The sequence below is a fragment of the Aurantiacibacter luteus genome (assembly GCF_001010945.1).
GTDB lineage: Bacteria > Pseudomonadota > Alphaproteobacteria > Sphingomonadales > Sphingomonadaceae > Alteraurantiacibacter > Alteraurantiacibacter luteus.
The window spans coordinates 376,638-389,119 of sequence record NZ_LBHB01000002.1 but is presented as its reverse complement, the minus strand read 5'-3'; the positions used below and the strand labels follow the sequence as shown (position 1 = coordinate 389,119).

Annotated in this window: 9 protein-coding genes; 4 read left to right on the top strand and 5 right to left on the bottom strand. The window is 69.3% G+C overall.

Annotated elements, in window-relative coordinates; genetic code table 11:
- Positions 1 to 25 precede the first annotated feature (25 nt).
- Positions 26 to 1,075, top strand: a complete 1,050-nt coding sequence (gene queG, locus AAW00_RS08250) for a tRNA epoxyqueuosine(34) reductase QueG (protein ID WP_047004511.1) — start codon at positions 26 to 28, stop codon at positions 1,073 to 1,075.
- Here queG and AAW00_RS08245 read toward each other — a convergent pair.
- From AAW00_RS08245 to AAW00_RS08230, 4 genes are all read right to left on the bottom strand, one after another.
- On the bottom strand, positions 1,059 to 2,297 hold the full coding sequence (locus tag AAW00_RS08245) for an NAD(P)/FAD-dependent oxidoreductase (RefSeq protein ID WP_047003892.1): 1,239 nt from the start codon (positions 2,295 to 2,297) through the stop codon (positions 1,059 to 1,061). The genes queG and AAW00_RS08245 overlap by 17 nt on opposite strands.
- Positions 2,298 to 2,331: 34 nt before the next feature.
- The gene (locus tag AAW00_RS08240) at positions 2,332 to 7,086 is read right to left on the bottom strand and encodes an NAD-glutamate dehydrogenase (RefSeq protein ID WP_047003891.1); all 4,755 of its coding nucleotides are present in this window, start codon (positions 7,084 to 7,086) and stop codon (positions 2,332 to 2,334) included.
- Between the two features lie 154 nt (positions 7,087 to 7,240).
- Positions 7,241 to 8,230 carry an LLM class flavin-dependent oxidoreductase gene (locus AAW00_RS08235; RefSeq protein ID WP_047003890.1) on the bottom strand — a complete coding sequence of 330 codons (990 nt, stop codon included), beginning with the start codon at positions 8,228 to 8,230 and terminating at the stop codon, positions 7,241 to 7,243.
- On the bottom strand, positions 8,227 to 8,949 hold the full coding sequence (locus AAW00_RS08230; protein ID WP_047003889.1) for an alpha/beta fold hydrolase: 723 nt from the start codon (positions 8,947 to 8,949) through the stop codon (positions 8,227 to 8,229). Before AAW00_RS08230 ends, AAW00_RS08235 begins: the two co-directional genes overlap by 4 nt.
- A gap of 260 nt (positions 8,950 to 9,209) precedes the next feature.
- Here AAW00_RS08230 and thrS point away from each other — a divergent pair, with 260 nt between their 5' ends.
- From thrS to AAW00_RS08215, 3 genes are read left to right on the top strand one after another with little or no spacing between them, the layout of a single operon-like run.
- Positions 9,210 to 11,234 (top strand): threonine--tRNA ligase, encoded by a 2,025-nt coding sequence (thrS, locus tag AAW00_RS08225; protein ID WP_047003888.1) that lies wholly within the window; start codon positions 9,210 to 9,212, stop codon positions 11,232 to 11,234.
- Between the two features lie 16 nt (positions 11,235 to 11,250).
- Positions 11,251 to 11,577, top strand: coding sequence for a hypothetical protein (locus AAW00_RS08220; protein WP_156170014.1), 327 nt, complete (start codon positions 11,251 to 11,253; stop codon positions 11,575 to 11,577).
- Complete coding sequence (locus tag AAW00_RS08215) at positions 11,577 to 12,326, top strand: sulfite exporter TauE/SafE family protein (protein WP_047003886.1); 750 nt, start codon at positions 11,577 to 11,579, stop codon at positions 12,324 to 12,326. Before AAW00_RS08220 ends, AAW00_RS08215 begins: the two co-directional genes overlap by 1 nt.
- Here AAW00_RS08215 and AAW00_RS15500 read toward each other — a convergent pair.
- On the bottom strand, positions 12,323 to 12,445 hold the full coding sequence (locus AAW00_RS15500) for a hypothetical protein (protein WP_277619339.1): 123 nt from the start codon (positions 12,443 to 12,445) through the stop codon (positions 12,323 to 12,325). The genes AAW00_RS08215 and AAW00_RS15500 overlap by 4 nt on opposite strands.
- Positions 12,446 to 12,482: the final 37 nt, after the last annotated feature.

The following is a 12,482-nucleotide window of genomic DNA, read 5'->3' as shown; positions in this document are numbered from 1 at the left end:
GTAATGAATGAGCCGCCCGCGCAACATGGTTAATTCACCGGATACCCTGCCCTTCGAGGCGCGGCTGGAGGCCAAGGCGCGCGAATTGGGCTTCGTCGCCTTCGGCATCGCTTCGGCCGAGGACGACGCCGTGCGGGCGGGGCGGCTGCACGACTGGCTCGGCGAGGGCCACCACGGCACCATGGGCTGGATGGAGGACCGCGCCGAGGTGCGGCAGGGTCCGCAGTCGATGTGGCCCGAAGCGCGGAGCGTCATCGCGCTCGGCATGAGCTATGCGCCGGACGTCGATCCGTTGCGCCCGCAGCAGGCGAAGGTCTCGGTCTATGCACAGGGGCGCGACTACCACGACGTGCTGAAGAAGGCGGCCAAGGCTCTGGCGCGCTGGATGGTGGAGGAGAGGCCGGGGACCGAGCTCAAGGTGTTCACCGATACCGCGCCGGTAATGGAGAAGCCGCTGGGCGAGGCGGCGGGGCTGGGCTGGCAGGGCAAGCACACCAACCTCGTCAGCCGCGAACACGGCAGCTGGCTCTTCCTCGCGGCAATCTACACCACGCTTGAGCTTTCGTTGAATGCTTCGCATCCGGACCGCTGCGGGTCTTGCCGCGCCTGCCAGCACGCCTGCCCCACCGATGCGTTCCCTGCGCCCTACCGCCTCGATGCGCGGCGCTGCATTTCCTACCTCACCATCGAGCACAAGGGGCCGATCCCGCACGAATTCCGCGAGGCGATGGGCGCGCGCATCTACGGCTGCGACGACTGCCTGGCCGTCTGCCCGTGGAACAAGTTCGCCGATACGGCCGCGCGCCACCAGGCCTTCGTCCCGCGCGAGGATCTCCTCGCCCCGCGCCTCGCCGAGCTGCTGGCGCTCGACGACACGGCCTTCCGCGCCAAGTTCTCCGGCTCCCCCATCAAGCGCATCGGGCGCGACAGGTTCGTGCGCAACTGCCTGATCGCGGCGGGCAACTCGGGCGATGCGGCGCTGGCCGAGCAGGTCGATGCGCTGCGCGCCGATCCCGACCCCGTTGTAGCGGAGGCAGCCGACTGGGCGCTAGGGCGCCTTACACCATCTCCTTGAGCGGCACCTCGGTGTCCGCCAGCAGCTCCGGCTCCACGACCGCGCGGGCCTCGATCAGCTTGCGGCCCTGCACGTAATCCTTCGTGCGGTTGACCGCGTCCACTGCGATCACCCTGCCCATCCTGAGGTAGATCACCGAGAAGCTGCGCTCCGCCGGGTCGCCGCGAAGGACGGTGGCATCGTAACCGGTGGAGAGCCCGGCGGTCTGCAGCTTGAGGTCGTACTGGTTGGACCAGAACCACGGGAAGGCCGTGTAGGGCTCCGGGCCCTCTTCGCCGTCGCTGGCGCAGATGGCCTTGGCCACGATGGTTGCCATGTCATGCGCGTTCTGCACGCTTTCGAGCCGGATCACCGCGCCATCCGCCCAGACGCTGGCATGGGCGGCGCAGTCGCCGATGGCGTAGACGTCGTCGAGGTTGGTGCGGCAGATGTCGCTGACGTCGAGGCCGTTGGAACCCGCTGCGCCCGCCGCCATCAGCGTGCCCACCGAGGGGACGATGCCGATGCCCACGATCACCCCGTCGCAGGGGATTTCCTCGCCGTCGGCCAGCACCACGGCGGACACGCGCTCCTCGCCCGCCAGCCGCTCTACCCCGGTGCCGGTGCGCAGGTCGACGCCGTGGGCCCGGTGCTCGGCTTCGTAGAAGGCCGAGAGTTCCGGTCCGGCCACGCGGTTCAGCACGCGGTCCTGCGCCTCCACCAGCACCACCTCGCAGCCCAGCTTGGTGAGCACGGCGGCCGCCTCGAGCCCGATGTAGCCGCCGCCCACGACCACGAAACGGCGCGCGCCGCCTTCGATCTCGGCCATCAGGGTGTCGACATCGCGCCGGTCGCGCACCGTGTGGACGCCCGCCAGGTGCCCGCCGGGGCACGAGAGTCGCCGCGCATCGCCGCCGGTTGCCCAGATGAGGTGCCCGTAATGCAAGGTTTCGCCGCCCGCCAGTTCGACCACCTTCGCCTCGGGATCGACGCGGGTGACGCTGGCGCCGAGGCGCAGGTGCACGTCGCGTTCGGCCCAGAAGGCCGCGGGCCGGATCAGGATCCGCTCGAACGGCTTTTCGCCCGCGAGATAATCCTTTGACAGCGGCGGGCGCTCGTAGGGCGGGTTGGCATCGCGGCCGATCATCGCGATCGATCCGGCAAAGCCTTGCTGGCGCAGGGCGATGGCGGCCTGCGCGCCGCCGTGCCCCGTGCCCACGATGACGACGTCATGGTTGGTCATGGCCGCCAGCGGTGCCCGCAAAACGCCGATGCCGTCAACCCTGCAGCAGGTTGCGCGCCTGGCTGGCGATCTGCGCGAGCATGGCCGGAGCGACCGGCGTCGCCGCCTGCGCGCGCGCGATCATGCGCCGGAACTGCGCGATCATGCCGGCATTCTTCGCCGCCCAGGCCTCGATCATGGCGCGCGGATCGCCCGCGTCCTTGCCGCGCTTGCGGGCGAGGCGGCGCAGGAAATCGAAGCGCATCTGCTGGAAATCGCGGGCGAGGCCGGCCACCAGCAGCCGCTCCCAAGGATCGGCGGGGCTCATGATGGCGGAACGCGACTGCGCCCAGTCGATGCCCAGCAGGGTGCCGAGATCGATGAAGGCGTGCGCCAGTTCCACCGGCGCGATGCCGGTATCGCTGGCGAGGCGCGAGAGACCGATGGCCCCGTCCACGGCGAACAGGCGGGCGACCATGTCGGCCATCTCCTCGCTAGCGCCCTTCTCGCACATCCGGCCGGCGATCTGCTCGACGTGCGCGCGCGCCTCGTCGCCCAGCAGGGTCTCGACCTGCTCGTTGAGCTTGGTGACCATCGCGCCGATCTCGCTCTGCACGGCAGAGGGTGAGACCTCGCCGTTGCCCGCCCGCAGCAGGTCGGCGACATGGCCGCGCAGGGCCAGCGCCGCCTGGTCGAACAGCATGAGCCGCGCGGTTTCGGGCATGGGCTCGGTATCGATCCGCGCCCAGATCTCGTCCATGCCGAGCAGGGTGCTCGCCGCCACGAAGGCAGCTCCGACGGAGGCGAGGTCCTCGCCCTCCTCCTCGGCCAATTCGAAGGGGTGCAGCATCCCCATGCGGTTGACGAGGCGGTTGGCGACCACGGTGCCGACGATCTCGGGCCGCAGGCGGTGGTTCAGGAGCTGGGCCTTGAACTTGCCCTGAAACTGCGGCGGGAAGTCGCCCAGCACCAGCGCGTCGGCGGCCGGGTCGGCGGGGAGCTCGCCGCGCTCGACCGCGTCCTGGATGACGAGCTTGGACATTGACAGCAGCACCGCCAGCTCGGGCCGGGTGAGGCCGTGATTGTCGGCGGCGCGGCGCTTCAGCCCCTCGCCGTCGGGCAGGCCCTCGTTGGCCCGGTCGAGCCCGCCCATGTCTTCGAGCATCTCGATCAGCCGCGCCTGCGCCCCGATGGCGCGCGGGCCGCCGGTCTCGGCGATGGACAGCGCGAGGGCCTGCAGCCGGTTGTCCTCCAGCACCAGCGCCGCGACCTCGTCGGTCATGTCGGCGAGCAGGGCGTTGCGCCGTTCCTCCGACAGCTTCCCGGCGCGGCGCGCGGCGGTCAGCGCGATCTTGATGTTGACCTCGTTGTCAGAGCAATCGACGCCGGCCGAATTGTCGATGAAGTCGGTGTTGACCCGCCCTCCGCCGAGCGCGAACTCGACGCGGCCCGCCTGCGTCAGGCCGAGGTTCGCGCCTTCGCCCACGACCCTGGCGCGCAGGTCGGCGCCGTTGATGCGCAGGCCATCGTTGGCCGGGTCGCCGACATCGGCGTTACTCTCGGACGCGGCCTTGACGTAGGTGCCGATGCCGCCGAACCAGACGAGGTCGACCGGGCTCTTGAGGATCAGCCGGATCAGGCTTTCCGGATCGAGCGCACCGTCCTTGAGGTCGCCCTGCGCGATGCCGAGCGCCTCCATGGCCTGTGCCGACAGCTCGATGCGCTTTTCCGTGCGCGGGATGATCGCGCCGCCCTTCGACAGCAGCTTGGCATCGTAATCGGCCCAGCTCGAGCGATCGAGGCCGAACAGGCGCTGGCGCTCCTTCCAGCTCGCGGCGGCATCGGGATCGGGATCGATGAAGATGTGCCGGTGGTCGAAGGCGGCGACGAGGCGGATCGACTTCGACAGCAGCATCCCGTTGCCGAACACGTCGCCCGACATGTCGCCGCAGCCCACCACGCGCACCGGATCGGTCTGAACGTCGACGCCCATCTCGAGGAAGTGGCGCTGCACGCAGACCCAGGCGCCGCGCGCAGTGATGCCCATCGCCTTGTGGTCGTAGCCGTTGGAGCCGCCGCTGGCGAAGGCGTCGCCCAGCCAGAAACCCCGCTCCAGCGCTATGGCATTGGCGGTGTCGGAGAATGTCGCCGTGCCCTTGTCGGCGGCGACCACAAAATACGGATCGTCCCCGTCGCGGATGACCACACCATCGGGGTGCACGACCTTGTCCTCCACCAGGTTGTCGGTGATCGAGAGCAGCGTGCGGATGAACAGCTTGTAGCTTTCCTTGCCCTCGGCGGCCCAGGCATCGCGGTCCACGGCGGGGTTCGGCAGGCGCTTGGGATAGAAGCCGCCCTTCGCGCCGGTGGGCACGATGACGGCGTTCTTGACCTTTTGCGCCTTCATCAGGCCGAGGATCTCGGTGCGGAAGTCGTCGCGCCGGTCGGACCAGCGCAGCCCGCCGCGCGCCACGGGCCCGGCGCGCAGGTGGATGCCTTCAACGCGGCGAGAATAGACCCACACCTCGCGCCAGGGCACGGGCCGCGGCAGGCCGGGGACGAGCGAACTGTCGAGCTTGAAGGCCAGCGCCTCCTCGCCCGCGGGGGCAAAGGCGTTGGTGCGCAGCACGGCGCGCAGGGTATCCCAGTAGCGGCGAAGCAGGCGGTCGTCGTTGATCGCCACCACCTCGGCCAGCCCGGCGCGGATCTCGCCCTCGACGCGCGCGGTCTCCTTCTCGCGGTCACCCTCGAAGGCTGGGTCGTGCAGCGTGCGGAAGAGCGCGATGAGCCCGCGGGTCACCTTGGGCGCGCCGGCGAGGGCATCGACCACGGTATAGATGGTAAAGGCGATCGCCGACTGGCGCAGGTAGCGATAGAAGGCGCGCAGCCAGTCCGCTTCCTGCGATTCCAGCGCCGAGACGATGACGAGGCGGTTGAACACGTCGTCCTCGGCGCGCTCGTTGAGGACGGCGGTGACGGCGTGCTCGATGGGCCCCGCGCGATCGAGGATGGCCTGCGCTTCGACCCCCGCGGGCAGCGCCAGCACGAAATCGTGGATCGTCCCCGTGTCCTCGCCCTCGAGGTTGGTCGGCACCTCGGAAAGCACCTTGAACCCGAAGTTCTCGAGCGCAGGAACGGCATCGGACAGCGGCAGCGACCCCTGGTGCTGGTAGACCTTGAGCCGCAGGCGGCCCGCCTCGTCCTTGTCGGAGTGGTAAAGGCGCGCGTCGCGTCCCTCGCCCTTTTCCTCCACGCTGGTGGCGAGCTGGCGCAGGCGGCCGATGTCGATGGCCGCTTCCGCCGGGCCGTAGGTGCTGCGGTAGTAGGCGGGGAAGGCGGCGGCATAGCGCGCGGTGAGCGTGACGGCGCGGCTCTCGTCCTCGGTGGCGGCCAGCGCCTCCTCGACGGCATCGTTCCAGCCGCGCAGCATCTCGCCCAGCGCGCGGTCGATGGCGGGCGTATCGGGTTCGCCCTTCATTCCGCGATAGTCCATCACGAAGCGCAGGAGCGCGAGGTTGCCGCCCTCGATGGTCAGGCTCCAGTCGAGCGTGGTCGCGCCGGTGTGATCCTCCAGCAGGTCCTGCACACCGAGGCGGACCTGCGTGCTCATGGTGTCGCGCGGCAGCCAGACGAAGCCGAACAGGTGGCGGCCGAGGGGCGCCTTGACCAGCGTCGCGCGCGGGCGCGGACGGTCGGCCAGGCCCATCATGGCGGTCGCGACGCGGGTGATGTCCTCGTCCGAGAAGCCGATGATGAGATCGTGCGGCAGCGTGGTGAGCGCGTGGACCAGCGACTTGTAGTCGTGGCTGCCGGGTTCGAAATCCATCCGCTCCATGATCGCCTTGAGCTGCTGGCGCAGGACCGGGACGGTTTCCGGCGGAGAAACAAGCGCGGCGCTGGTCCAGATGCCGGCGTGGATCGACAGCGCGGCGACGCGCCCGTCCTCGAACAAGGGCACGATGAACAGGTCGAGCGGCACGCGGCGGTGGACCTTGCTGAGGCGATTGGCCTTGATGATCAGCGGCACCTTGCCCGGCGCGCCCCTACCCGCTGTCTTCTGGCCGCGCGCGGAATTGCCGTCGAACCAGGCGAAGGCGCGCTTGCAGGCATCCTCGGCGATGAGGTCGGGGGTGGAGGCGCGGCAGATGCCGAGCGCGCCCTTGTGCCGGCCCTCGCGATCCATGGTGACGTGGCCTAGCTGCGTCATCATGCCGCCCGCCAGCCAGCGCAGCAGCGCCGCGCCTTCCGCGTCGGACAGGCGATCGGCATCGGCCTCCATCTGCTCGCGCATCCGCGGCCAGTCGGCAACGGCGGCGCGCACGTCCTCGATGGCGGTACCGAGGTCCTTCTCGAGCGCGCGGCGTTCCTTCGCATCGACCCGCGCGGTCTCGATGTAGATCCAGCTTTCCTTCTTCTCGCCGGTCTCGCCATCGGGCAGTTCGGCGAGCGCGCCGGCCTTGCGGCGCACGGGCAGGATCGGGTGGACGAGCACGTCGATCGACAGCCCGCGCGCAGCGAGCGTCGCGGCGATGGAATCGACGAGGAAGGGCATGTCCTTGTTGATCACCGCCACGCGGGTGAAGCGGCGCCCCTCGGCGGCGGAGCGGACGAGGATGGAGGACTGCGCCTCCTCGCGCTGGCGCGCGGCCTCGATGACGAAGGCGGTCGCTTCTTCGAGGGCATGGCCTTCGAGCGGGGTCTCGCCGGGCAGGATGGAGGAACTGATGCGATCCTGCAGCACCGAGGCGATGCCGCGTTCCTCGCGGTTGAGTTGGGCAAATGCGCTTTTAGCGCGGGGCTTGGTCGCCATGGCCTGCACTGTCCTCCGTCGCGGCCCGCGAAGTGGAAGCAGGCCGTCTCTCCGACTCTCTCATGAACCCTAGCAGCGAAAGGCCACTACGGAAGTTCCCGCGCGCCTTAAGCCCGCTTTCGGGCCATTGCACGCGCAAAAGTTACAGTCGTAACTAACTGACGAGCGCAAGCGCATCCATGGTCAGTTCGAGCGAGCGCTGGCGTGCCGCGGGGTCGAATGTCGCTCCGGCGCAGATAATCTCGTCGGGCTCGGTGCGGCGCCGGAACGCCTCGATCCGGGCGCGCACGGTTTGGGGCGAGCCGACGGCGCGGGCCTCGTCCATGCTTTCCAGCATCAGGCGCTGGTCGGCGGGAAGGTTCTCGCGATAGTCGCGGACCGGCGGCAGCAGCTTGCCCGGATCGCCGGTGCGCAGGGCGACGAAGGCCTGGTCCTGGCTCGATCCGAGGTAGCGCGCTTCCTCGTCGCTGTCGGCCGCCAGAACGCCCATCGCCGCCATGACGTGCGGCTTTTCGAGATAGGCGGAGGGGCGGAATTCGGCGCGATAGGTTTCCAGCGCAGCATCGAGGTGGCGCGGGGCGAAATGGCTGGCAAAGGCGTAGGGCATCCCGAGCCGCGCGGCGAGCTGCGCGCCGAACAGGCTGGAGCCGAGCATCCACAGCTCCACTTTTGCGCCGAGCCCCGGCGTGGCGACGATCGGCAGGTTGAGGTCGCCCGTCAGCAGCGCGCGAAGTTCGACCACGTCCTGCGGGAAATACTCTGCCGCGCGGTGCAGGTCCTTGCGCAGCGCCTGTCCGATGATCGGCGCGCTTCCCGGTGCGCGGCCCAGCCCGAGGTCCACCCGGCCCGGGAACAGCGCGTCGAGGGCACCGAACTGCTCGGCGATGACAAAGGGATTGTGGTTGGGCAGCATGATCCCGCCCGAACCCACGCGGATCGTGCTCGTCACGTGGCCGATGTGCGAAAGGATCACCGCCGCCGGGCCGCCCGCTATGCCCACGCTGGCGTGGTGCTCTGCGACCCAGAAGCGCTTGTAGCCCGCCTGCTCGGCAACCTGCGCCAGCTTGCCGGCCTCGGCGATGGCTTCGGACACGGTGCCGCCCTGGCGGACGGGGACGAGGTCGAGGACGGAAAGATCGGTCATAGGGTCTCCAGCGTATGCAGCAGCAACGCCACGTCGCTCTCGCGGCTGAGGCGGTGGTCGCCGCCCTTCACCAGCGTCACCTGCACGTCCTCTGCGGCGAGCGTGGCGGCGAGGCGGAGCGAGGCTTCGGGCGGCACGTCGGCATCCTCCTGCCCGTGCAGCAGGCGCACCGGGCAGGTGAGGGCGATGGCTGCACCCAGAACGCGGTTCGCCTCGGCATCGACCCAGAACTTCGCGTGTGTGGGCATGGGATCGTAGCCGTAGGCGCTGTCCTCGTAGATCGTCTCGCCCCGGCGCAGCACCGCCTTCTGGCTCTCATCGAATCCCCAGTCGGAAAAGTCCGGCGCGGCGGCCACGCCGACCAGTGCGTGCAGCCTCTCTCCGAGCGCCAGCCCGGCGAGCACCATGAGCCAGCCGCCCATCGAACTGCCGACGAGGACCACGCGCTCGGCCTGCACCTTTGCCTCGATCAGCGCCAGCACCTCGCCGCGCCAGCGCGACAGCGTCCCTTGCGCAAAATCGCCGCCGCTCTCCCCGCAGCCCGAGTAGTCGAGCAGCAGGCATTCGCGGCCCGCCGACGCAGCCCAGGCAAATACGGCGCTCGCCTTGCTGCCCGCCATGTCGGACATGTAGCCGGGCAGGAAGACGACAGCCGGGCCGCTGCCGGGCGTGTGGCGGTATGCGATGCGAAGGCCGTCGACGGTGTGGAACTCGGTCATGCCCGGCAGACATGGGGTCGAGCGGCGCTAGTGACAATGAAACCTTTGCGCCCTATGTGACGCGCATGGCCCAGCGTGTGACCATGACGACGACTACCACCACTCCGGGCAACCGGGGGCGGCAGGTCGCGTTCTAGACACGCCCTGCGCCGCCCGGTTTCGGGCGGTGGCGTTTCCTCCCGAACCCGCAAACTCCCAAACGCCGCTTCAAGCGCGTGCAGGCTTGTGCCATGGCGCCGGAGCGAACGGATAGAGAGACCATGACCGAACTTCTCAAGATCAGCCTGCCCGACGGCTCCACGCGCGAGATGGAGCGCGGCAGCACGCCCGCCGACGTCGCCGCCGCGATCGGCCCCGGCCTCGCCAAGGCCGCGCTCGCCGCGCGCGTGAACGGCGAACTGCGCGACCTCAACCGCCCGTTCGAGGGCGATGCCGAGCTGGCACTCGTCACCGCGCGCGACGAGGCCGACGCGCTGGAACTGGCGCGCCACGATTTCGCCCACGTGCTGGCCGAAGCGGTGCAGTCGCTGTGGCCGGGCACGCAGATCACCTTCGGCCCAGCGACGGACGACGGCTTCTACTACGACGTCAAGGCGCCGGACAATCGCGAGCCCTTCGGCATGGACGACCTCCCCGCGATCGAGGAGGAGATGCGCCGCATCATCCGCGCCGACAAGCCGCTGGTGCGCGAGGTGTGGTCACGCGCGCAGCTGATCGACAAGTGGGAGGCCGAAGGCGAGACCTTCAAAGCCGAGTGGGCGCAGGAGCTTCCGGAAGGCGAGGAGCTGACGGTCTACCATTCCGGCAATCCGGGCGAGGAAGGCAGCTGGCTTGACATGTGCCGCGGGCCGCACCTCGCCAGCACCGGCAAGCTCGATCCACAGGCCTTCAAGCTGATGCGCGTGGCCGGGGCCTACTGGCGCGGCGACCAGAACAATGCGCAGCTCACCCGCATCTACGGCACCGGCTGGCTCAACAAGAAGCAGCTCGATGCGCATCTCCACAAGCTGGAGGAAGCCGCAAAGCGCGACCACCGCAAGCTGGGCCGCGAGATGGACCTGTTCCACCTGCAGGAGGAGGCGCACGGCAGCGTCTTCTGGCACCCCAAGGGCTATCGCATCTGGCGCGAGCTCGAGGCCTATATGCGCCGCCGCATGGATGGCTCCGGCTACCGCGAGATCAAGACGCCGCAGCTGATGGACGTGCGCCAGTGGGAACGCTCGGGCCACTGGGGCAAGTATGCCGAGAACATGTTCGCCGTCCCCGACATGGTCCCCGAGGTCGACGAGAGCGAGGCCGGCTCGCACCCCACCGTGGCCGCGGATGCCGCGTGGATGGCGATCAAGCCGATGAACTGCCCGGCGCACGTGCTCGTCTTCAAGCAGGGCATCACCTCCTACCGCGACCTGCCGATCCGGCTCGGCGAGATGGGCTGCTGCCACCGCAACGAGCCGCACGGCGCGCTGCACGGCCTGATGCGCGTGCGCCAATTCACGCAGGACGACGCACACATCTTCGCGCGCGAGGATCAGGTGGTCGAGGAGGTCCGCGCGTTCTGCCAGCTGGCGGACAGCGTCTACAAGGACTTCGGCTTCAGCTACCACGTCAAGCTCGCTTTGCGGCCCGAGAAGCGCTTCGGTAGCGACGCGGACTGGGACAAGGCCGAGCAGGAACTGCGCGACGCCGTGGCCGAGGCGGGCATGGACAACGACGATTTCGGCTGGGAAGAACTGCCCGGCGAGGGCGCCTTCTATGCCCCCAAGCTCGAATGGCACCTCACCGACGCCATCGGCCGCACCTGGCAGGTCGGCACGATCCAGGGCGACCGGGTGCTGCCCGACCGCCTCGATGCGAGCTACGTGGGCGAGGACGGCGAGAAGCACCGCCCGGTCATGCTCCACCGCGCGATCTTCGGCAGCTACGAACGCTTCATCGGCATCCTGATCGAGCATTTCGCCGGCCGCCTGCCGTGCTGGCTGGCGCCGGTGCAGGCGGTGGTGGCGACGATCGTATCCGATGCCGACGACTACGCGCGCGAGGTCACGGCGAAGCTGGAGGCCGCGGGCATCCGCGTGGAGAGCGACCTCAGGAACGAGAAGATCAACTACAAGGTGCGCGAGCACTCGCTGCAGAAGGTCCCGCACCTGCTGGTCGTCGGCAAGCGCGAGGCGGAGGAGGGCACCGTCGCCGTCCGCACGCTGGGCGAACAGCACCAGAAAGTGATGAGCCTCGACGAGGCGCTCGCCATGCTGAAGGACGAGGCGACGCCGCCGGACCTGCGCTGAGGAGGAGACCGTGACGATGCGAATGCCGATTGCCCTCACTGCCGCTGCCATGCTCGCCGCCTGTTCGGCCGAGGAACCCGTCGCCGAGCCCGAGACCAAGGCGTCGGCTGCACCGGAGGCTCCGATAGCGAGCGCCACGCCGCAGCCTGCCGAAACACTCGAGGCGCCGTCCGCAGATGCCCCGCCGCCGCCCGCCCGCGCCACGCAGGTCCCCATGCCAGCGCCAAGTGCCCGCGCGGTGACCGAGCCTTTGCCCGATCCCTCTGCCACGCCGACTGGCGACGAACACATGATGGATCATTCGGGCATGGACCACAGCGGGATGGATCACAGCCCCACCTGATGCTTCCGGCGGCCTTCGCCTTTACCGGTTGGGAAGTGGCCGCCGCCTTGCTCGCCGCCCTGGGCTCCGCTTTCGTGCGCGGGCTGACGGGGTTCGGCATGGCCATCCTGCTGGTGCCGATCCTGGCGCTCACGCTCGTGCCGATCGAGGCGGTGCTGCTTGCGAACGTGCTCTCGGTGCTCATCGGGCTGGCGGAGATTCGCACGCTCGTGCGCAAGGCCGAGCGCTCGGCATGGACCATAGGCGCGCTGGTGGTGCTGGCCGTGCCTGTGGGAATGCTGGCGCTGCTGGCGACACCCGATCCGCTGGCGCGGCTGCTGATCGCGCTGGTGGCGCTCTCCGCCTTCTTCGCCGTGCTGCTGCCGCGCCGGGCGGCGGCCATGCCGGGGCTTCTGGCGACGGGCGCGACGGGGCTTGCCAGCGGTCTGCTCACGGGCTTTGCTGCCATGCCCGGACCGCCGGTAGTGCCCTACTACGTCGGCCGCGACATCCCGCGCGACGTGGCCAAGGCCTCGATGATGCTGGTCTTCACCATCGCCTCTGCCGCGGGGCTGGTCTCGGCGGTGGCCATGGGCGTGCTGAGCTGGCGCGTGGTTCTGCTCGGCCTGCTGCTGTTCCCCGCGGTCCTGCTCGGCAACTGGCTCGGCCACCACGCATCGGGGCGAATCGCCGATCCGTTGTGGCGGACTTTCGTGGGACTGACGCTGGCGGGAGCGGCGCTCGCGGCGCTGTTGAAGCTGCTGGCCTAGAAAGGCAGGACCTGGCCCGCGGCGATCAGCGCCAGCGCGCAGCCCGCCACGATTCCCATGCGCAGCGACTCCAGCGGATTCGCGGCGAGATCACGGGTGAGGGCGATAGCCTTGGTCATGCCCGCGATTGTCCGCGCAAAATCCTAACGAAACGTT